The sequence below is a fragment of the Streptomyces sp. NPDC028928 genome (assembly GCF_055564915.1).
Genome location: NZ_JBVHVI010000001.1, coordinates 556,897 through 577,747, shown reverse-complemented (window position 1 = coordinate 577,747; position 20,851 = coordinate 556,897). Strand labels below are relative to the sequence as shown.

Annotated in this window: 17 protein-coding genes and 1 pseudogene; 13 read left to right on the top strand and 5 right to left on the bottom strand. The window is 72.5% G+C overall.

What is annotated here, in order from left to right:
• Positions 1 to 5 precede the first annotated feature (5 nt).
• Positions 6 to 725: an alpha/beta fold hydrolase gene (locus ACZ4U1_RS02595; protein ID WP_467898708.1), complete on the top strand. Its 720-nt coding sequence runs from the start codon at positions 6 to 8 to the stop codon at positions 723 to 725.
• Between the two features lie 143 nt (positions 726 to 868).
• Here the strand turns inward: ACZ4U1_RS02595 and ACZ4U1_RS02590 are convergent, their stop codons facing one another.
• Positions 869 to 1,831, bottom strand: coding sequence for a hypothetical protein (locus tag ACZ4U1_RS02590; RefSeq protein WP_467898706.1), 963 nt, complete (start codon positions 1,829 to 1,831; stop codon positions 869 to 871).
• A 192-nt stretch (positions 1,832 to 2,023) separates the two neighbouring features.
• Between ACZ4U1_RS02590 and ACZ4U1_RS02585 the strand changes: the two genes are divergently transcribed.
• From ACZ4U1_RS02585 to ACZ4U1_RS02555, 7 genes and pseudogenes are all read left to right on the top strand, one after another.
• Positions 2,024 to 2,455 (top strand): hypothetical protein, encoded by a 432-nt coding sequence (locus ACZ4U1_RS02585; RefSeq protein ID WP_467898704.1) that lies wholly within the window; start codon positions 2,024 to 2,026, stop codon positions 2,453 to 2,455.
• Between the two features lie 140 nt (positions 2,456 to 2,595).
• Positions 2,596 to 3,720, top strand: a pseudogene (locus tag ACZ4U1_RS02580) (PLP-dependent cysteine synthase family protein); the annotation flags it as partial.
• 461 nt (positions 3,721 to 4,181) lie between these two features.
• Positions 4,182 to 5,423, top strand: a complete 1,242-nt coding sequence (locus tag ACZ4U1_RS02575) for an MFS transporter (RefSeq protein WP_467898701.1) — start codon at positions 4,182 to 4,184, stop codon at positions 5,421 to 5,423.
• Between the two features lie 118 nt (positions 5,424 to 5,541).
• A complete protein-coding gene (locus ACZ4U1_RS02570; protein WP_467898699.1) occupies positions 5,542 to 5,826 on the top strand; it encodes a heavy-metal-associated domain-containing protein in 285 nt (94 codons plus the stop codon).
• A gap of 259 nt (positions 5,827 to 6,085) precedes the next feature.
• On the top strand, positions 6,086 to 7,201 hold the full coding sequence (locus tag ACZ4U1_RS02565) for a Gfo/Idh/MocA family protein (protein WP_467900039.1): 1,116 nt from the start codon (positions 6,086 to 6,088) through the stop codon (positions 7,199 to 7,201).
• The gene (locus ACZ4U1_RS02560) at positions 7,198 to 8,127 is read left to right on the top strand and encodes a DUF6807 domain-containing protein (protein ID WP_467898696.1); all 930 of its coding nucleotides are present in this window, start codon (positions 7,198 to 7,200) and stop codon (positions 8,125 to 8,127) included. Before ACZ4U1_RS02565 ends, ACZ4U1_RS02560 begins: the two co-directional genes overlap by 4 nt.
• A complete protein-coding gene (locus ACZ4U1_RS02555) occupies positions 8,121 to 8,882 on the top strand; it encodes a cupin domain-containing protein (protein WP_467898692.1) in 762 nt (253 codons plus the stop codon). Before ACZ4U1_RS02560 ends, ACZ4U1_RS02555 begins: the two co-directional genes overlap by 7 nt.
• 112 nt (positions 8,883 to 8,994) lie before the next feature.
• Here the strand turns inward: ACZ4U1_RS02555 and fxsT are convergent, their stop codons facing one another.
• Complete coding sequence (gene fxsT, locus ACZ4U1_RS02550; RefSeq protein WP_467898689.1) at positions 8,995 to 12,555, bottom strand: FxSxx-COOH system tetratricopeptide repeat protein; 3,561 nt, start codon at positions 12,553 to 12,555, stop codon at positions 8,995 to 8,997.
• A gap of 188 nt (positions 12,556 to 12,743) precedes the next feature.
• Here fxsT and ACZ4U1_RS02545 point away from each other — a divergent pair, with 188 nt between their 5' ends.
• Both ACZ4U1_RS02545 and ACZ4U1_RS02540 read left to right on the top strand, forming a co-directional pair.
• Positions 12,744 to 12,956 carry a hypothetical protein gene (locus ACZ4U1_RS02545; RefSeq protein ID WP_467898686.1) on the top strand — a complete coding sequence of 71 codons (213 nt, stop codon included), beginning with the start codon at positions 12,744 to 12,746 and terminating at the stop codon, positions 12,954 to 12,956.
• Between the two features lie 401 nt (positions 12,957 to 13,357).
• On the top strand, positions 13,358 to 14,575 hold the full coding sequence (locus tag ACZ4U1_RS02540; RefSeq protein WP_467898683.1) for an alginate lyase family protein: 1,218 nt from the start codon (positions 13,358 to 13,360) through the stop codon (positions 14,573 to 14,575).
• Positions 14,576 to 14,657: 82 nt separating this feature from the next.
• Here ACZ4U1_RS02540 and ACZ4U1_RS02535 read toward each other — a convergent pair whose 3' ends face one another.
• Together ACZ4U1_RS02535 and ACZ4U1_RS02530 are read right to left on the bottom strand one after the other, a co-directional pair.
• Complete coding sequence (locus ACZ4U1_RS02535; RefSeq protein WP_467898680.1) at positions 14,658 to 15,572, bottom strand: hypothetical protein; 915 nt, start codon at positions 15,570 to 15,572, stop codon at positions 14,658 to 14,660.
• A 97-nt stretch (positions 15,573 to 15,669) separates the two neighbouring features.
• Positions 15,670 to 16,566 carry a DUF6424 family protein gene (locus ACZ4U1_RS02530; RefSeq protein ID WP_467898679.1) on the bottom strand — a complete coding sequence of 299 codons (897 nt, stop codon included), beginning with the start codon at positions 16,564 to 16,566 and terminating at the stop codon, positions 15,670 to 15,672.
• A 247-nt stretch (positions 16,567 to 16,813) separates the two neighbouring features.
• On the opposite strand from ACZ4U1_RS02530, the gene ACZ4U1_RS02525 reads away from it, so the two are divergent.
• Positions 16,814 to 17,347 carry an AAA family ATPase gene (locus tag ACZ4U1_RS02525; protein WP_467898676.1) on the top strand — a complete coding sequence of 178 codons (534 nt, stop codon included), beginning with the start codon at positions 16,814 to 16,816 and terminating at the stop codon, positions 17,345 to 17,347.
• Between the two features lie 142 nt (positions 17,348 to 17,489).
• On the opposite strand, the gene ACZ4U1_RS02520 is transcribed toward ACZ4U1_RS02525, so the two are convergent.
• Positions 17,490 to 17,969, bottom strand: coding sequence for an SRPBCC family protein (locus ACZ4U1_RS02520; RefSeq protein ID WP_467898674.1), 480 nt, complete (start codon positions 17,967 to 17,969; stop codon positions 17,490 to 17,492).
• Between the two features lie 264 nt (positions 17,970 to 18,233).
• Between ACZ4U1_RS02520 and htpG the strand changes: the two genes are divergently transcribed.
• The gene (gene htpG / locus ACZ4U1_RS02515) at positions 18,234 to 20,135 is read left to right on the top strand and encodes a molecular chaperone HtpG (RefSeq protein WP_467898670.1); all 1,902 of its coding nucleotides are present in this window, start codon (positions 18,234 to 18,236) and stop codon (positions 20,133 to 20,135) included.
• 165 nt (positions 20,136 to 20,300) lie between these two features.
• A complete protein-coding gene (locus tag ACZ4U1_RS02510; protein WP_467898668.1) occupies positions 20,301 to 20,807 on the top strand; it encodes an SMI1/KNR4 family protein in 507 nt (168 codons plus the stop codon).
• Positions 20,808 to 20,851 lie beyond the last annotated feature (44 nt).

The window sequence follows — 20,851 nt, the reverse complement described above, 5'->3', positions numbered from 1 at the left end:
CAGACATGACCGTCTCCACCCCCACCGTCGTCCTCGTCCACGGCGCCTTCGCCGACGCCGCCGGCTGGTCCGGGGTCATCGAGGAGCTGCAGAGCGACGGCATCCCCGTGATCGCTCCGCCGAACCCGCTCCGCGGCCTGGCGTCCGACGCCGCGTACGTCGCCTCGGTCGCCGCCCAGATCGACGGTCCGGTCGTGCTGGTCGGGCACTCCTACGGTGGTGCGCTCATCACCGTGGCCGGCGTCACGGAGAACGTCGTCGGTCTGGTCTACGTCGCCGCGTACGCCCTCGAAGAGGGCGAGAGCCTCGGTGAACTCCAGGGCCGCTTCCCGCTCTCCCCGCTGGTGAGCAACCTCAAGCAGTGGACGTACCCGGTCGCGGGCGCGGACCCCGCCGTCGAGGTCACCATCGCGGAGGAGGCCTTCCCGTCGGTGTTCGCCGCCGACGTGCCCGCGGAGGTCACGAAGGTCCTCGCGGTGGCGCAGCGCCCGCTCGCGGCCGCGGCCTTCGAGGAGAAGGCCTCCGCCGCCGCGTGGCAGACCAAGCCCTCCTGGGCCCTGGTGGCCGGCGCGGACAACGCCATCAACCCGGAGGTGGAACGCTTCGGCGCGAAGCGGGCCGGCGCGACCGTCGTCGAGATCGAGGGCGCCTCGCACGCGGTGGCCGTCTCCCAGCCGAAGGCGGTCGCCGACCTGATCCGCGAGGCGGTCCGCGCGACGAGCTGACCGCATCCCGGGAACGACCGCGCGGACGCCGCTCCCGCATGGCGTCCGCGCGGTCTCGCTTCCTGCTCGGGCTCGGGAGAGTTGGCCGTCCCGGCCGAGGAACCGAGCGAGGATCGCCCGCGCGGAAGGGCACGTGGCGTGGCTCAGTGGCTGTGCCCGGAGTGCTTCCCGGACTGCGGGGACGGCGTCGCGGTGGCGTCCGGCCGCTGTGCCGGCGTGCCGACGCGGACGGTGAAGGCGGCGGTGTGGACCTCGCCGGCGTGCTGGAAGTCCAGGAACAGCCGGTAGGTGCCGACGCCGGGAGCCGTGGTGGTGAAGGAGATGTCCGGCCCCGGCTCGGTCGTTCCGTCGCCGGGCTCGCCGCCGGGGTGCACGTGGAGGTAGCCGAGGTCCCCGGAGCGCAGTGCCACCAGGTGGCCGTAGGCGCCGAGGTACGGCTGGAGGTCGCGCACCGGCTTGCCGTTCCTGGTCACGCTCAGGGTCAGCTCGCTGCTCTCGGCGGGCGCGAGCCGGCCCTTGAGGCGCACCTGGTAACCGTCGACCTGGGCCTTGTCCGTGGGGGCCGGAGGGGGTGTGGGCGCGTAGCTGCCCGACGCGGTGAGGTCGGCGCCGAGGGTGAGGCCCCGGCCGCCGCGGGGCGTGAAGTCGGCGAAGACCCGGTAGGCGCCGGCCTCGGGCAGGGTCACGGGGGTGGACCAGGTGCCGTCGGCGGCGCGGGCCGGGTGCAGGTGGCGGAAGTGGGTCAGGTCGCGCGAGGCGATGATCAGGTGCAGTTCCTTGGTGTGTTCCTCCTGATAGGCGGTCAGGGGGCGCCCGCTCGTGTCCCGTATCACCGCGAACCGCAGGTCGGTGCGCCGGCCCGCCGCGACGGCCGGGGTCTTCAGGTCGAGGGTGTAGCCCCCTTGGGACACCTGGAGTCCTCCGGGCGGTTCCGCCGTCTTGCCCTCCGTGTGGTTCCCGCCGTGCGAGGCGCTCGCGTGCTGGTCGTGTGCCGCGCTCCTGCCCTCCAGGGAGATCTCGCCGACCCCGCCGCCGACGCCGTAGGCGATGCCGAAGGTGGCGGCGAGCGCGGCGGCGTAGGCGGTGATCCGCAGCCCGGTGTTCATGGTGACTCCTCGTCTCCTGGCCGCCGGCGGGCGGCTCGATGACGCTCAACATACCCCATAGGGGTATCGAGTCAAGAGGTGGGCAGTGTCGCCTGGCATACGGATGGGGGGTATATGGGGAGAGTCGTCCGGGTGGGCGAGTCACGTCGGTGACGTTATGACACGTCGTCATCTCACGATTACGCTGTGCATGTGATCGGGTCATGGGTCAGCGAGGGCGGGCACGCGAGGCGTCTCCGTCGCGCCGCCCTCCTGGTCGGGCTGGTGCTGCTGATCGCCGCCCATCTCACCGGCGCGGTGCACGCGTGCTCCTTCGCCGGTCCGGACCCGGCCGCCGCCGTGGCACACCACGTTCCCCCCGTGGCGGACGGTGCCGGCGGCACGGGCTCGACCGCGCCGCCTCCCCATCACCGGCACACGGCGGACGGGCACGCCGATCACACGGCGGACCGGCCCCGCCCCGCCCTCGACGACACCGGGCTCGGCGACGAGACGGACCAGTCGCACCATCCCGTCGTGTCGAACGGGCGCTTCACGGACACCGCCCGGCGCAGGCCGCCCGGCGCCTCCCGCCCCTGTGGGAACGGCCCCTCACTCGCTGTCGTCGGCGTGCTGCGGCAGTAGGCCCGCGCCCGCACGCCCCGGCCCCGCTCCCGGCCCCCGGTCCATGAGGAGAGTGCCCGGCCCGAGGCGTGCCCGCGCGCCCTGCCCCCCTCGCACAGCGCCCGCCGTACAGCCGCCGGGTGCGAAGGAGCCGTACGCCCATGCACCTCTCCCTGCCCGCATACCCGCCCGAACTCGTCGGGGCCCGCACCCCCCTTCTCCGGACCGCCCGGCGCCCCGCCCACCTCGTCGGCGACACCCCCGTCCTGTGGGTGGACGCCCCCTTCGCCCCGCCCGGCCGCGGCTTCCACGCCAAACTGGAAGGCGCCAACCCCGGTGGCCTCAAGGACCGGCCCGCCCTGCACATGGTCCGCGAGGCCCGCCGGCGCGGGGACCTCACGCCGGGCGCACCGATCGTGGAGTCCTCCAGCGGCACCCTCGGACTCGGTCTCGCCCTGGCCGGGCTGACCCATGGTCACCCGGTGACCGTCGTGACCGACCCGGGCATGGAACCGGCCGTGGCACGCCTGCTCACCGCGCGGGGCGCACGGGTCCTCCAGGTCACCGCACCGCACCCCGACGGCGGCTGGCAGGAGGCGCGCCGGGCCCGGGTCGCCGAGCTGCTGGCCCGCACCCCGGGCGCGTACTGCCCGGACCAGTACCGCAATCCCGACAACGTCGCCGCCTACCGGCAGCTCGGCACCGAGCTGATCGCCCAACTCGGGCGCGTCGACGTGCTGGTGGCGGCGGTCGGTACGGGCGGACACTCCGCCGGTGTCTCCGCCGTGCTGCGGGCGGCCTTCCCGCGGCTGACGCTCATCGGCGTCGACTCGGTCGGCTCGGTGATCTTCGGCCAGCCGGCGGGGCCGCGGCTGATGCGCGGCCTGGGGTCCAGCATCCATCCGGACAACGTCGACTACGCGGCCTTCACCGAGGTCCACTGGGTGGCCCCGGCCGAGGCGGTCTGGGCCTGCCGCGCACTCGCCCGCCGTCACTACGTCTCCGGCGGCTGGAGCGTCGGAGCGGTGGCGCTCGTCGCCGGGTGGGCGGCGCGCACCCACCCCGCCGGGACCAGGATCGCCGCCATCTTCCCCGACGGACCGCACCGTTACCTCGGCACGATCTACGACGACGCCTGGTGCCGCGAGCAAGGCCTCCTCGGGCGGACACCACCGCCCGAGCCCGACGACATCGCCGAGCCGGACGCGCGCCGGGTGACCCGGTGGACCCGGTGCGGCCGCGTCCGCGATCCGCTCGCGCGCGAGGGGGCGAAGGCGCGTGACCGGGGCGAGGCGGGGACCCGGGGGAGGGCGGAGGTCCGGTCCGAGGTGGGGGCCCGGGGGAAGGCGGGGGTGCGGGTCGCGGCGGGGGTGCGGGTGAGGGCGGGCGTTCGGGTGGAGGCAGAGGGGCAAACGGAGGCAGAGGGTCAAACGGAGGCGGGGGTCCGGGCCGAGGCGGGGGGCCGGGCCGAGGCAGGGGTCCGGGCGGAGGCGGGGGTTCAGGCGAGGGCGGGCGTTCGGGTGGAGGCAGAGGGTCAAACGGGGGCGGGGGTCCGGGCGGTGGCGGGGGTCCGGGCGGAGGCAGAGATCCGGGCCCAGGCGGAGGCGGGGCTTCGGGTGGAGGCAGAGGCAGGGATCCGGGCCGAGGCTGCGGCCCAGGCGGAGGCGGGTGGCCGGGGGAAGGCGGAGGCCCAGGCGGAGACGGGGATCCCGGCGAGGGCAGGGATCCCGGCGAGGGCGGGGAGCCGGTGAAGCGGCCGTGGGCCCAGGTGGCCTCCTTCGACCGGCCGGCCCGTCTGCTGATGGTGAACCAGTTCGCCATCAACCTGGGCTTCTACATGCTCATGCCCTACCTGGCCGACCACCTCGCCCACGGCCTCGGCCTCGCCGCCTGGGCGGTCGGTCTGGTGCTGGGCGTCCGCAACTTCTCCCAGCAGGGCATGTTCCTCGTCGGCGGTACCCTCGCCGACCGCTACGGCTGCAAGCCGATGATCCTGACCGGGTGCGCTCTGCGCGCGGTCGCGTTCGGACTGCTGGCGGTGGCCGGCTCGCTGCCCGCCCTCGTGGCGGCGTCGGCGCTGACCGGCCTGGCGGGGGCGCTGTTCAACCCGGCCGTACGGGCGTATCTCGCGGCGGACGCCGGGGAGGAGCGGCGGGTGGCGGCGTTCGCCGCGTTCAACGTCTTCTACCAGGCGGGCATCCTGGTCGGCCCGCTCGCCGGACTGGCCCTGCTTGCCTGGGACTTCAGGGCGGTCTGCACGGCCGCGGCGCTCATCTTCGGTGCCCTGGCCGTCCTGCAGTCCCGAGCCCTGCCCGCCCGGCCCCCGGTCGGCCGTGACCGCGAACCCGCCTGGCGGGCGGTCGCCGCCGACTGGCGCTCCATCGCCGCCAACCGCCCCTTCCTCCTCTTCGCGGCCGCCATGAGCGGTTCCTACGTCCTGTCCTTCCAGGTCTATCTCGCGCTCCCGCTGTACGCCCGCACGCTCTTCGGCGAGCGCACCGGACCGGTCACCGGCGCGGTCTTCGCCGCCTCGGCGCTGGCGGCGCTCGCGGGCCAGTTGAAACTGACCTCTTGGGCCCAGCGGACCCTGACCGGGCCGCAGGCCGTCGCCCGCGGGCTGGCGATCATGGGCGCCGCCTTCCTGCCGCTGCTGCCCCGATCGCCCGGCGCACCGTCCGGTGCGGTCGCCCTGACGCTGTGCGCGGTCATGCTCGCGTGGGGCGGGGCGCTGCTGTACCCGTTCGAGATGGACACCGTTGTACGGCTCTCCGGCGACCGGCTCGTCGCGACGTACTACGGCGCCTACAACACCGCCTCCGGCGTCGCGGTCTCGCTGGGCAACCTCGCCGTCGGGGCGCTGTTCGACACCGGGGTGCGCTGGCTGCCGTGGGCCGTCCTGGCCGCGACCGGGCTCGGCTGCGCCGCGCTGCTCGCACGCCTGCACCGGACCGGACAGCTGCGGGCGACACCGGCTGCGGCGGCCGGATGACTTGCCGCTGGATACGGGGAGGGGGTATACCTGTGCCTCGTCAGTGCGTTTATACCCCAACCCCCTAGGGGTAATCGAACGCATTCAGTCTCTGTCCCCAACCCCCAGGAGGAAGCCCATGTCGTCCTGCTGCACCACCGACGGCATCTGCCACTCCGGCGCGACGGCCATCGAGACCGTGAGCGCCGGCATCACGACCGTCTACGCCGTGTCGGGCATGACGTGCGGCCACTGCAAGGCCGCGGTCACCGGAGCCGTCAGCGAGGTCGACGGCGTGCTCTCGGTCGACGTGGACGTGGACGCCGGCCGGGTCACGGTGATCGCCGAGCAGAACCCCGACGACGCGCTGATCGCCAAGGCCGTCGACGAGGCGGGGTACGAACTGACCGGCCGCGCTTCCTGACACCGGCCGCGCAGGGCGCTCCCCGCGGGATGCCGGGGGGGCTGCGGGTTGCTCCGCCCGGCTGTCCCCGCCCGGCTGTCCCCGCCCGGCTGTCCTCGCCCGGCTGTCCTCGCCCGGCTGTCCCCAGGAGGCCGTCCCACCGGCCAACAGCCCCGCAGAGGGGTTGTCCTGACAATCCCTCGGCCCCTAGGGTCGAGCGGTACGGGAGCAAGCGCTTTCCATGGCTGCTCCCGTCCTGTCGATCTCCGAGGAGCGCCGTATGTCCCTGCCCGCAACCCGCCGCCGGGTCGCCGTGATCGGCACCGGTGCCATCGTCACCGGCAGCCATCTGCCCGCGCTGAGAGCCCATGCGGAGCGGGTCGAACTGGTCGCCGCCGTCGACGTGGACCAGGGCCGGCTGGACGCCTTCCGGCAGCAGGCGGGCGCACAGGTCGCCGGGTACACCTCGACGGACGCCATGCTGGACGCCGTACGCCCGGACCTGGTGCTGATCGGCACCCCGCCGGCGCTGCACCGCGAGCAGACCGTGGCCGCGCTCAAGGCGGGCGCCTGGGTGCTGTGCGAGAAACCGCTGTGTCTGTCACCGGCCGAACTGGACGACATCACCGCCGCCGAGGAGGCCTCCGGCGCCTACGCCTCGGTCGTCTTCCAGCACCGCTACGGCTCCGGCGCCGTACACGCCCGCGACCTGATCGCCCGTGGCGAGCTGGGCGCTCCGCTGGTGGCGCACTGCCAGACCACCTGGCACCGGGACACCGCGTACTACGCCCTGCCCTGGCGCGGCCGGTGGGCCACCGAGGGCGGCGGACCCACCATGGGGCACGGCATCCACCAGTACGACCTGCTGCTGCACCTGCTCGGCGAGTGGGGGGAGGTACGGGCCATGGCGGCCCGGCTGGTCCACGACATCGAGAGCGAGGACGTCTCCACCGCCCTGGTCCGCTTCCGCAGCGGCGCGCTGGCCACCGTCGTCAACAGCGTGCTCTCCCCGGACGAGGTGAGCCGTATCCGCATCGACTGCGCCGACGCCACGGTGGAGCTGACCCATCTGTACGGACACGGCAACGACGACTGGGTCTACACACCGGCCCCGCACGTGCGCCCGGAGCGCGCCGCCGCCTGGCGCACTCCCGGCGAGGACGTCCCCAGTTCGCACACCGCCCAGCTCGGCGCCGTCCTCGACGCCTACGACCGTGGCGTACGGCCCCCCGGCAGCGGCCAGGACGCCCGCGCCGCCCTGGACTTCGCCGCCGCGCTTTACAAGGCGGCGTTCACCGGGCAGCCGGTGCGCGCGGGCGAGATCGGCCCCGGCGACCCCTACTACACGGCCATGCACGGAGGCCACCCCGACTGGGCCCCGAAGGAGCGCGCATGAGCATCCGCGTCAGCCACGTCCACGGCGAGCACCTCGCGGTCGAGGCACCGAACGGCACCGAGATCCTCCGCTACGTCTACCGCCCCGACCCCGACCCCTTCGAGTCCCGCAAGCCGTACGCCCACCCCGTGCGCACCCTGGCCGGCCGCACGGTCACCGGATACCGGCCGAGCGACCACCGCTGGCACAAGGGCCTGCAGATGACGGCCAGTCACCTGTCCGGGCAGAATTTCTGGGGCGGCAACTGCTATGTGCACGGCGAGGGTTACCTGGCGCTGCCCGACCGGGTCGGCTCCATGCGCCACGACGGCTTCACCGCGCTCACGGCCGAGGACGAGCGGCTCGCGTTCACCGAGGAGCTGACCTGGGTCGAGAACGGCGGGCAGGAGTGGGCCCGCGAGGTGCGCGGGATCCAGGTGCACTCGGTCGACGTCGAGGCCGGCGCCTGGGCGCTGGACTGGTCCATCCGGCTCAGCAACGTCCGCGGCGAACGCCTGGTGTTCGGTTCCCCGACCACCGCGGGCCGGGAAATGGCCGGATACACCGGCCTCCAGTGGCGCGGGCCGCGCGACTTCACCGGCGGCCGGGTCCTCGCCCCCGACACCGAGGACGCCGACGCCGGGAAGCTGATGGGCCGCCAGGGACCGTGGCTGGCGTTCACCGCCGAGCACGACGAGGTCGACGGGCACTCCACGCTGGTCTTCGCGCACGCGCCGGAGAACCTGGACGAGACGTCCGCGATCCACGAGTCCCACTGGTTCGTGCGCGCCGAACCCGTCCCCACGGTCGCGTTCTCCTGGGCGTTCTTCGAGGAGTTCACGCTGGAGCCGGGGGAGTCCTTCGGCTACCGCTACCGGGTGGTGATCGCCGACGGGGACTGGGACCGCGACCGGATCGCCGCCCACCTGGAGGGACTGCCGTGGTGAGGGAACCGAAGGACGCGCTGCCCCACCCGCTGCCCGGGGCCGTCGGCCTGTCCCACCTCACGGCCTACGACTGGGAGGCCGCCGACGGCGTGTGCGGCGGCAGCCCGCATCTGCACCTGGTGTGCACCGAGGCGTACGTCGTCACCGGCGGCCGGGGCGCGGTACAGACCCTCAGCCCCGACGGTCACCGGGACATCCCGCTGGCGCCGGGCTCCGTCGCCTGGTTCACACCGGGCACCGTGCACCGCATGGTGCAGGGCGGCGACCTGCGCGTCACCGTGCTCATGCAGAACAGCGGCCTGCCGGAGGCCGGGGACGCCGTCTTCACCTTCCCGCCCGAGGTGCTCGCCGACCCGGAGCGGTACGCCGCCGCGGCCACGCTCCCGCAGGGCACCGGCCCGGAGACGGAGGCGGCGGCCCGGCGCCGCAGGGACCTCGCCGTCGAGGGCTACCTCCCGCTGCGCGAGGCCCTCGCCGCCGGCGACGACGGCCCCTACCGGGCCTTCCAGCGCGCCGCCGCCCGCCTGGTCCGCGACCGCGTGCCCGCCTGGCGCGAGCTGTGGCGCGCGGGCGCCCTCGCCACCGCCGAACGCACCGGCGCCCAGCTCGACGCGCTGGAGGCCGGCGACCCGGCCTATCTCGGCGAGGCGACCGCCTACGGGAGCGCGCCCACCCGGCTCGGCGGCTTCGGCATGTGCGGGCGCCGGGACGAGTACGCGCTGCCCGGGACCACACTGCCGTACCACACCGGCTGACCCCCTTACGGCAGCCCACGAGACGTCCGACCCGGCCTTGGCCCTCACCGCCGTCGACCTGCGGCGCACCTCGGCGGCGTGAGGCGGAGAACGCCGGAGACGACCGCGGTCGTCACAGAACCTCCGGCTCGAAGTCCCAGTACGGGCGGCTGCGGGCGCGGGCGGCGGCGGTACGCGGATGCTGCGGGCCCAGCGTGTCCTCCAGGTCCCACAGCGCCATCCGCTCGAACCCGTCGGCGTCCTTTCGTCGCCTGAGATCGCGCAGATCGGCGGCGTGGGCGATGCGAGCCGACAGGGTGAGCGGGTGGGCGGGGCCGAGGGCCTCGGTGGCGCGGGTGACGGTCTCCTTGCTGAGCGCGGCCGCGCCCTCGGTGTCACCGATGCCGTTGCGCAGGCCGGAGGCGTTGAGGGCACAGCCGAGGGCGTAGGGGTGGCTCTCCCCGAGGGCGGCGGTCAGGTCGGACAGCGCCTGCTCGGTCAGGGCGTACGCGGAGTCCCGCCGTCCGGTCCGCTCCAGGATCAGGGCATGGTTGGCGTGGACACCCGCGAGGAACGGATGCCCCGCGGGCAGGAGCCGCTCGTACCCGGACATGATCGACTCACTGGCGGTCCGGGCCCCGTGCAGATCGCCCTCCTCCCTGGCGAGACAACTCAGGGTTGCGGCGAAGGCCAGTGTGCCGGGGTGCTCCGCGCCCAGCCTGTCCCCGGCCACCCGGACCACCCGGTCCAGAACCTGCCTGGCCCCGGCGTGACCGCCGTGGTGGCGGCACAGGGCGAGGTTGTGCTCCGCCCGCAGCGTCTGCGGATGGTCCGCACCCAGCACCTCCCGGTGCTCGCGCGTGCTGACCGCCAGCGTGGACTCGGCGGCCTCGTACCGGCCCAGCAGGCGCAGGTCGGTCGCGTACGCGAGGTGGGCGGACAGCGTCAGGGGATGGCCGGGCCGCAGCTGTTGGCGCCGCCCCTCCAGCGATTCGCCGTCGCTCTCCAAGGCCTCCTCGTACCGGCCCAGCAGCCGCAGGCAGGAGCCGAGTCCGCCGAGGACATGCAGGGTCCGGGACTCCAGCGGACCGAGCTGGGCACGGTGGCTGCCGTACACCCACTGGCACAGCTCCAACGCCTCCTGCCAGCGGCCCAGGGCGCGCAGATCCGCGGCGAGATCCTCGGTCGCCCGCAGGTGGTAGGGATCCGGCAGTCCGCGCTCCGCCCGCAGCTGCTCCCGGGCCGCGCGGTCCATCGCGTGGACCCGCTCGTACCGGCCGCAGGCGCGCAGCAGACCGGTGGCGCCGTGGACGAGGTCCCACACCCACGGATGCGACGCGCCCAGCAGCTCCCGCACGGTGTCCAGGGCACGCTGGGCGAGCGCGGCTCCGGACTCGTACTCGCCGGCGAGGTACAGGTACTGGAAGCAGTTGAGCCTCAGCTCCTGCACCCTGATGTCCGAGACGTTGCTCAGGACGTCGGCGTACTCCAGGTGGGGGACGATCTCGGCGTAGGCGTCCCAGTGCCGGGTGTCCGCGGGCTTGCGGGGGTCGGCGGCGGTCAGCGCCCGGCGCGCCGCGCCGCCGAACTCCAGCCGGTCCGTCTCGGGCATGTCCCTGCGCACGAAGTCGTGCACCATGCGATGCAGATACAAGGACTCGCCGGGGTCCGCTCCGTCCTCAGCCGCCGCCTCGTGCGAGCCCTGGCGCACGACGGAGTACTGGTACAGGCGGTTGATCGCCCTGTTCAACCGTACGGGGTCGCCGAGGAGCGCGGCGAGCCGCTTGGACAGGGCCCCGACCGGCATCTCTCTCAGCAGCCGTACGGGGATGCGGCCGGGTGCGAAGAACGCGCACAGCCGGAGCAGGTCCACCGACTCCGGGTCGCTCTCGCGGAGCTTGTTCAGCTGGATCGCCCAGGCGGCCTCGAAGGGGAGGGGGTAGTCGGCGGACACCAGGGCCACGTCGCGGACGAAGCCCTCCTGCCCCTGGGCGAGGTAGTCGTCCACGGAGAGGCCCGAGGCGTTGAGCCAGCCCGCGACCTGGTCCAGCAGCAGCGGCAGGCCCTCCAGGGCCTCGGCCAGCCGATGCGCGACCCCCACCGTCAGCCCCGGGGCGCGGCGCCGTACGAAGGCGACCGACTCCTCCTGGTCGAGGACCCCGACCTCGAGCAGCGCGCTCTGGTGCTCACCCCACCCGGGACTGCGGGAGGTGATGAGCACGTGTCCGGGGCCGGTGGGCACCAGGTCCCCGATCAGGTCGGGGTCGTCGGCGCCGTCCAGGACCAGCAGCCAGCGGGAGTGCGGTGTCCCCCGGCGCAGCGCGTCACGCACCGCGCTCAGCCGCTCGCCGTACTCGGGGCCGGTGGACAGGCCGAGCTGCTGCGCGAGTTCGGCCAGCCGGTGCCGATACCCCACGCGGCTGTCGGCGTTGATCCACCACACGGCGTCGTACTCGGATCCGAACCGGTACACGTACTCGGTGGCGAGCTGGGTCTTGCCGACTCCCAGCATGCCGTACAGCGTCACCACGCCGGCGTGGGGACCGCTGCTCGTCAGCAGCCGGCGCGTCTCGTGCAGCAGCGGCTCACGGCCGGTGAACCGTGGGTTGCGGCGCGGCACGTTGTACCCCGGGGGCGACGCGTCGGGGGTCTCGGCCGGAGCGTCGACCACGGGAGCCTGGATGCCCGCGGGGATGTCCGGCGGGTTGTCCGCCGTGTCGGCGCTGGCGGGGGAGTTGTCCGCGGCGTTGTCCGAGGGGATGTCCGTGGCGTTGTCGAGCCGCAGTTCGTCGGCGAGGCGGTCCAGGCGGTCCGAGCCGCCGTCCAGGTACCGGGCGGCCTTGGCCAGCGCCTGGTCGATGTCCTCGGCGTCCGCGTCCAGGCGCTCGTGCCCGCTCGGCTCCGGGGTGACGACGACCGGGACCGGTCCGTCCTCGGCGGCGGCCGCGTGGCGGCGCAGCAGTTCCAGCTCGGCGGTGAGCGCACGGACCTGGTCGGCGGCCTCCTCGGCGAGGCGGTCCGCCCGCCGGCGTTCGGCTCTGGCCCGGTCCAGCTCGTGCTCGGCCTTGCGGCGCTGCTCCTCGCTGCGCTCCAGACGCTCGTGCACCTCCTGGACGAGGGGCTGCGTGACGTCGCCGCGCAGCCGCTCCCGCTCGGAGGCCAGCGTCTCGATGTCGCGGTGGAGTTTGTCCACCATCGCCAGCAGCAACAGCACCATCTGGTTGGCGTTGTTGCGCTCCCGCTCCAGCTCGGCGACCCGCTCCATGGCGCGTAACAGCTTGTCCGACACCGCCAGGGAATGCCGCTGTACGACGATGAGTTCGCCGGCGATGCCGCCGTCACCGGCGGGCGCGGCCTGCCGGTGCGGCTGCTGCCGGGGCACCTGGCCGTTCCTGACGGCCCGCGCCTGGTCCAGCAGACGCTGCCGCTCGGCGGCGTCGGCCGAGCACACGTCGGCGACCGCCTCCACGAAGTCGTTGTCCAGGCCGACGCCGGCCAGCCGGTCCGCCACGGTGGTCCGGCTCGGCACCCGCCCGGTGGTGAAGTGTTCGGGCGTCAGCCGGTTTCGCAGATCATCGACCCGGAGGTTCGCGCCGTCGAGCCAGCCGCGCAGCAACTGTGCCAGGGCGTCGGCCTGCCGGTCCGGGCCTTTCAGCGGTCCCCACGGGCGGGTGCGTCGGCGTCCCTCGACCAACGTGCGGCTCCTCGACTCCCGTGTGGACGACAGGGCTTGTCCGCCTTGTCCGGGCCTTGTCCGGCCGGGCGGCCGGACAAGTAGACCACTCCGTCTCAGCAGCCGCAGCCTGGTCGGCACATCCCGTCACCGCGTTCCGGTTCTTCTCCGGCATGTGGTGGAGCCCGTCCCTGAAGGAGACCGTACCGATGCCCGACTTCCTGCGGCACACCGCCGAACTCCTGGCGCACGGACTGCTGACCGAGCTGCCCGCCCAGCTGGTCACCGCGGCCGTCGTCACCGGCACGGCGGGAGCGGTGCGCGCCTGGCGCCGGCGCCGCGCAGCACGTCCCGAGCAGCCGGCTGTCCGCGACCACGGCGACCGGGCTCCCGCCGGCGGCACCGAGGACGGCACGACCTGAGCCGTCCTGACGGGCCCTCGGCCATGGCAGAGCCCGGCACAACAGGGCCGCGGGGCCGGGACCGCTGCTGTCGAGCAGCCCGTCACCGAGGAACGGGCCTCGTGCCGGAGGGCGGGCAGTGCCGGCGCCACCGGCGCGCCGCCCAGCGCGGTGCCGAGCACGGTTCTCCGGGTGACGGGTCCATTCGGCCGACTGAACAGTGACGCATCCGACGTATCGAGGATCGCGGACTGCGATGTCGGGGATATCGGTCGTGCTGACCGCCGGGCGGCCCGGGCGACGCAGGACGTGAACGGCGCTCGTTTCCCAGCCCCTTGACGTGTACCTGGTCCGTACCTATGGTCTCGGACAACTCACCCGTTCAACGAGCCGCATGGCGTTCATATATGAGGACGGATCAGATGCGCGACACACCCGCCCGGCGCCGCCTCAAGCCCCTGCGTTCCGCTCTCGCTCTCACGGCCGCCGTCACCCTGCTCGGCGCCGGACTGCTCTCCTGGCCCGGCACCCAGCGGGCGGAGGCGGCGCCCGCGGCCTTCACCCACCCCGGCGTCACCGTCTCCCGCGCCCAACTCGACTTCGTCCGCGGCAAGGTGCTCGCCGGCGCCCAGCCCTGGAAGAGCGCGTACGACCAGATGATGGCGAGCAAGTACGCGAGCCTCAGCCGCACACCCAAACCCCGCGCCGTGGTCGAGTGCGGTTCGTACTCCAACCCCAACTACGGCTGCACCGACGAACGCGAGGACGCCATCGCGGCCTACACCGACGCCCTCGCCTGGTACATCACCCGCGACGAGCGCTACGCCAAGAAGGCGATCGAGCTGATGGACGCCTGGTCCGCCCTGCTCCGGGACCACACCAACAGCAACGCGCCGCTGCAGACGGGCTGGGCGGGCTCCTCCTGGCCGAAGGCCGCCGAGATCATCAAGTACACGTACACCGGCACCTGGGCCGACTCCGGGCGCTTCGCGACCATGCTCCGCAACGTCTATCTGCCCGAGGTCATCAACGGCTCGAACTCCAACGGCAACTGGGAGCTGTCGATGATGGAGGCGGCCGTCGGCATCTCCGTCTTCCTGGAGGACAAGGCGTCGTACGACACGGCCATGGCCAAGTTCCGCACCCGCACCGCCGCCTACGTGTACCTCGCCTCCGACGGCGACCTGCCGAAGACGGTACCGAGCCAGAACCTCGACACCCGCGACAAGATCGTCTCCTATTGGCAGGGCCAGTCCACCTTCGTCACCGGCCTCACCCAGGAGACCTGCCGCGACTTCACCCACACCGGGTACGGCATCTCCGCCATCTCCCATGTCGCCGAGACCAGCCGGATCCAGGGCCAGGACCTGTACGGCACCGACGTCGGCGAGCGACTGCGGCAGGCACTCGGCTTCCAGTCCAAGTACGAACTGGGCGCCGCCGTTCCGAGCTGGCTGTGCGGCGGGTCCGTCAAGCGGGGGCTGGGCCCGGTCACCGAGGTCGGCTACAACGCCCTGCACAACCGCCTGGGCATCGCCATGACCAACACCCAGACCCTGACCGGACAGAACCGCCCGGCCGGCAGCAACAACCTCTTCGTCGCTTGGGAGACCCTCACCCACGGGGACAACCCGAACTGATCCCGCGCGAGGCCGGACCGGACCGGCGCCCGGGTCGTCGCAGGCTCACGGCGGCCCGGGCGCGCCGGACCGCCGACCGGACTCACAGCCTGACCACGGCCATCCACAGGTCCAGGTCGGAGAGCATCAGCCGGCCGGGGCGCTGGCCGGCGGTGTCCGGGACGGCCGCGCGCACCAGAGGCTGCTCGCCCTTCTCCACGGTGACCTTCGCGCCGTCGTACCGTGGCGATGTGTCACGGACGACCGAGCGCAGCTTGGCCGACAGGCGCCGAGCAGTTCCCTCGTCCTTCACCACGACGCAGAGCACCTCGGTGTTCTTGCCTGTCGAGTCGGCCTGTTGGCCCAGTGCCGACAGCCGTACCGGCTTGGTGGCCGTGAGCGGGTTGAAGTCGGCCCGGTAGACGTCGTCGCCCAGACACGCGACTGCGCGCCGGTATTCCTCGATGTCGGCCAGCGAAGCGCCTTTGCCCGGGTGGACGGCCGACAGGGGGGTGCCCGGGGTCGTGTAGGAGATGGTGTCCTTCGAGACCTGCAAGGCCACTCCCTTGGTGGGGGAACGTGTCCAGGTCTGCCTGCCGTCCTGCTCGCTGCGGGCGTAGCCGTTCGCCTTCAGGGACGCGGTGATGGCCGCCGCGTCGAACGACCCCTCCCAGTGGCCCGCCCCCTTGGCGTCGATCGCGGTGTCGATCTGCTCGGCCTTCAGGTGGCCGGCCCACGGGCCGGGGTCGTACGCGTTCAGCAGGCTGCTGCTCGGCTGCCCGACGGCGGCGAACCGCTTCCCGCCCTCCTTGCTCAGCCTGCGTACCGCGGCGGCGTCGAGATAGGTCACCTGCCCCTTGCCGCTGTCGCCGCCCAAGGCGCCCAGCCCCTTCAGCACCGGGGAACCGCCGTCGCCTTCGCCGTGTCCGGAGCCGGCGGAACAGCCGGCGACGCCGAGCAGGCAGACGGCAACGAGAGCAGCGGTGCCGGCGACGGAACTGCGGGTTGCTGTGGACATGCCGGGCAGCCTAGCGGCTCGGACGCCGCCGGAAGTGTCCGGCCGGCAGGCGTCGCGCCCGCAGTGCGCCGCCGCGCTGAGGGGTGAGGCCGAAGGGTCAACCGGCCTGGGAGGGCCCGCCGTTGCCGCGTACGCGGCGCCGGACCAGTGGTCCGGACGCGGTCCGCTGTCCCTGCTCGATCTGCCCGGCGAACGCCTGCAGCGCGGCCGAGCTGTTCGGCGGCAGGACCGCCATCAGTCCGTGCTCCTGCGCCTCGGCCAGCGTGTCCGCGGCCTCGCTGCCCTCCGGGGCGAGCACCAGACGCACATGCCCGTCACCGGAGCCGCGCCGGTCCACCGGCACCACGGCGCCATGGGTGCCGTCGGGCAGGGTCACCCACAGCTGGAAGTCGTCGTACCGGAAGAAGTCCGCGCCCTTCACGGGCCACGGGTAATGGTGCTCACCGGGCACCTTCGGCAGGATTCCCTGGTGGTTCCCGCGGCTCATCGGCACGCACGCGTTGAACAAGGAGTCGGTCCACGCCTCGACGCCGTCGGCGTCCGTGACCGGCGTGCGGAGCAGCTCCTCGGCCTCCTCGTAGCCCAGTTCCGCCAGGGCGGGGAGCGTGTCCGGGAAGGCCGCGACGAGTTCGGCCGCGTCCCGGCGCAGCCGGTCGATCTTGGGCGGCTCGGCGCAGAACTGCATGCTCCACTCGATGCCCACACGGGCCCGGTACATCCGCCAGCCGCCCGCCGTCCGCACCCACAGGCTGCCCCCGTGGTGCATCTCCCAGCGCTCGGGCGGCACGGGCCGGGGTCCGTAGGGCAGGTCCGCGTCGTCCATCTCGTCCAGGATCCGGTGCGCCGTCCGCTTCGCGGCCTGGAAGAACGGCGACTCGAAACGCTTCGGATGCTTGACCAGCCGGATCCTCCAGGGATGGCTCTCGGAGAGGACGCCGCCCGGTTCGACCGTGTCGGGCGTCCGGCCTCCGGCGACGGTGCCGGCGCGGGTCATGATGCCCTCCTCGTGCCGCCCGCGGCCCGGGTACGGCCCGCGGTGCCGAGTGCCCCCTGTGACCATCGTGCGCCTTGGGACGGGAGTGTGCGAACGCAGCCACCGACGTGAACCGCCCTGCCGTCACCGTCCGGTCCTACGGTCGTGTACAGGGCGTGCACGGGTGAGGGCGGACAGCGGCAACCGGACTGACAACGCCCGGACGGGCGGCTGCGGTTCGGATGCCAGTGGGTAGCGTGACGGTGTGATGGTGGGCACCGAAGAGACCCGGCTGGTCGTGCTGCGCGGCAACAGCGCCTCGGGGAAGTCGTCCGTCGCGGCCGGTGTCCGCGAACGGTTCGGCCGCGGCCTGGCCCTGGTCGGACAGGACAATCTGCGCCGCGTCGTGCTCCGTGAACGGGACCGCCCCGGAGCCGCCAACATCGGCCTGATCGACCTCACGGCCCGCTACGCCCTGAACGCCGGATTCCACGTCGTCGTGGAGGGCATCCTCTACGCCGCCCACTACGGCGACATGCTCGCCCGCCTGCGCGCCGACCACCGCGGACCGACCCACGGCTACTACCTGGACGTCCCGTTCGAGGAGACCCTCGCCCGCCACGCCACCAAGCCGCAGGCGGTCGACGTCGGCGAGGCGGAGCTGCGCGCGTGGTACCGGCCCCTCGACCTGTTGCCCGGCGCAGTCGAGACCGTGATCGGAGCCGGCAGCTCCCTGCGGGAGACCGTCGACCGCGTCATGTCCGACACCGGACTGCACGGGCTTTCGCCGCGGGAATCGTGACCGGCACACGCGCGGGGACAGCGGCATGGGGTCCCAAGACAGCCGCATGGCCCGAGCCATGTGGCCGGGCCATGCGCTGCTCGTCTCCGTGTGTCTGTCTGCGTCTGTCCGCGTCTGTCCGCGCGAAGCGACTCCCGCGGGGTCAGAGCGGTGTCGGCCCCCCGCCACCCGGCTTGATCCGGCCGCGCCATCCGCCGGACTCCGCGCCGCGCTCCTCGATGAACTGCTTGAACCGCTTCATGTCACCCTTGACGCGCCGGTCGATCGTGCCGAGCAGATCCGCGGTCCGCTCCACGGCTCCGCTGGGTTCGACGTCCATCACCAGCTCGACCTTGGTGTGGGAGTCGTCCACACGCTCGAAGCGCACTGTCCCCTTCTGGTTGGTGTCGCCGCTGGTGGTGCGCCAGGTGATGCGTTCGTCGGGCAGCTGGTCGATGATCTCGGTGTCGAACTCCCGCCGTACTCCGCCGATCTTCGTGGTCCAGTGGTTGTGCCGGTCGTCCAGTTGCCTGACCTCCTCGACGCCTTCCATGAAGTTCGGGAACTCCTCGAACTGCGTCCACTGGTTGTAGGCGGTGTGGAGCGGAACCTCGACTTCCACTGCTTCCCTGACGGTGCTCATCTCAGCGCCTCCGTAGTCAGTGCTTGGCTGCACCCGGCGAGTACCCGGGGGACCGGCGGTTATGAGCGCCGGTGTGACCCCGCCCGACCCCCTCTCCCGTAGGGCGAGTGATCCGCTACGCTGAGTGAGGGGCGCCTTCGGTCGCGCCCCGGAAAGGGGGGCGGATCCAGCCAGCGCCCCCCACTTCCGGCCACCGCGCTGACGTGGTGTTTTACAGTGGCTGCCACCAGTTCCGGCGACAGGACCTGTGAGGTATTCGCGATCATGCCGTCTGAGACCTTTGAGTTTCAGGTAGAGGCCCGTCAGCTGCTCCAGCTGATGATTCACTCGGTCTACTCGAACAAGGACGTCTTCCTGCGGGAGCTCGTGTCCAACGCCTCCGACGCGCTGGACAAGCTGCGCCTGGAGAAGCTGTGGGACGACTCGCTCGACGCCGACGTGTCCGACCTGCACATCGAGATCGACATCGACAAGGAGGCCCGTACCCTCACCGTGCGGGACAACGGTGTCGGGATGTCGTACGACGAGGTCGGGCAGCTCATCGGCACGATCGCCAACTCGGGCACCGCGAAGTTCCTGCAGGAGCTGAGGGACGCCAAGGACAAGGCCGGGGAGGAGGGGCTCATCGGCCAGTTCGGTGTCGGTTTCTACTCCGGCTTCATGGTGGCGGACGAGGTCACCCTGCTCACCCGGCGCGCCGGCGAGACCCAGGGCACCCGCTGGACCTCGCGCGGCGAGGGCACGTACACGCTGGAGACGGTCGACAACGCTCCGCAGGGCACCTCGGTCACGCTCCACCTCAAGCCGGCCGACCCGGAGAACCAGCTCCACGACTACACCTCCCCGTGGAAGATCAGGGAGATCATCAAGCGGTACTCGGACTTCATCACCTGGCCCATCCGGATGGTGCCCGAGAAGTCCGGCGACAGCGACGAGGCGCCCGAGCCCGAGACGCTCAACTCCATGAAGGCGTTGTGGGCGCGGCCGCGCGACGAGGTGTCCGACGACGAGTACCACGAGTTGTACAAGCACATCGGCCACGACTGGCGCGACCCGCTGGAGACGATCCGGCTCCAGGCGGAGGGCACCTTCGAGTACCAGGCCCTGCTCTTCCTCCCCGCGCACGCCCCCCACGACCTGTTCGCCCGCGACTTCAAGCGCGGTGTGCAGCTCTACGTCAAGCGCGTGTTCATCATGGACGACTGCGAGGCGCTGCTGCCGCCGTACCTCCGCTTCGTCAAGGGCGTGGTCGACGCGGCGGACCTGTCGCTCAACGTGTCCCGCGAGATCCTCCAGCAGGACCGCCACATCGAGATGATGCGGCGACGGCTGACGAAGAAGGTCCTGTCCACGGTCAAGGACATGATGGCCAAGGACCGGGAGAGGTACGGCACGTTCTGGCGGGAGTTCGGCACGGTCCTGAAGGAGGGACTGGTCACCGACTCCGAGAACCGTGACGCCATCCTCGCCGTCGCCTCGTTCGCCAGCACGCACCACGACACCGAGCCGACCACCCTCAAGGGTTACGTGGAGCGGATGAAGGACGGTCAGGAGGACATCTACTACCTGACCGGCGAGTCCCGGCAGAGCATCGAGAACTCCCCGCACATGGAGGCGTTCCGGGAGCGGGGCATCGAGGTGCTGCTGCTCACCGACCCGGTGGACGAGGTGTGGGCGGATGCCGTCGGCGAGTACGAGGGCAAGAAGCTGCGCTCCGTCGCCAAGGGCCAGATCGACCTCGACGCGAAGGACGAGGACACCTCCGACGAGGAGCGCGAGAAGCAGACCGAGGACTACGCCGGGCTGCTCGGCTGGATGAAGGAGCAGCTCGACGAGGACATCAAGGAGGTGCGCCTGTCCTCCCGCCTCACCGTCTCCCCGGCCTGCGTGGTCTCCGACGCGCACGACCTGACCCCGGCCCTGGAGAACATGTACCGCGCCATGGGCCAGGAGGTGCCCCGCGCCAAGCGGATCCTGGAACTCAACCCGGACCACCAGCTGGTCAAGGGCCTCAACCAGGCGTACAAGGAGCGCGAGGACCGCACGGAACTCGCCGAGACCGCCGAGCTCCTGCACGGCCTGGCGGTGCTCGCCGAGGGCGGCCAGCCGAAGGAACCGGCCCGCTTCGTCAAGCTGATGGCGGACCGCCTGGAACGCGCGCTGTAACCCGGCCCGCCGGGCGCCGACGTCCCGCCCGGGGCACACCCCCGGGCGGGACGGGTGCGCGAGCCGTCCGCCGGGGACCTGGTAGGGTCCGCAGCCGCATCCGGGCCGCCGGCTCCCTATCGGCCGGCCCGTCCGTGGACAGGCAGGCGAGGTTCTTTCATGTGGGTGGACTCCCTTCTCCGGGTCACAGACCGTGAGGCGCGGGACGCCGCACAGCCCTGGGCGGAGATCGAAGCCGCGCTGGGGACGGAACTGCCCGCTGACTACAAGGAGTTGTGCCAGGCGTTCGGTGCCGGCGAGTTCTCGCAGGTGGTGTCGGTGCTGTGTGCCGATGAGACCCGCGTGGCGGACCTGCTGAGGACGTGGCGCGTGCTGCTGGAGAACGACGACCGTGCGGAGGGCGCGTTCGCGCCCTATCCGATCCATGTGCCCGGAACGACGGGGGGCCTGATCCCCTGGGGGATCTCGCGTGCGGCCGACAGCTTCTTCTGGCAGGTCACGGACGGCTCGGCGGACACATGGCCGGTCCTCGCCAAGATGGAGGACAGCGAGTCCTGGGACCGTTACGAGATGCCCGCGACGGAGTTCCTGTACCGGATCCTCACCGACCCCCGGTTCCGGCCCTACACCATCGCCGACTCCGTGCCCGAGCCGTTCTTCGAGCCCACCTGAGCGGCCGGAGTCGCAAGGGGGCCGCGTACGGCAGAGGCCGGCGC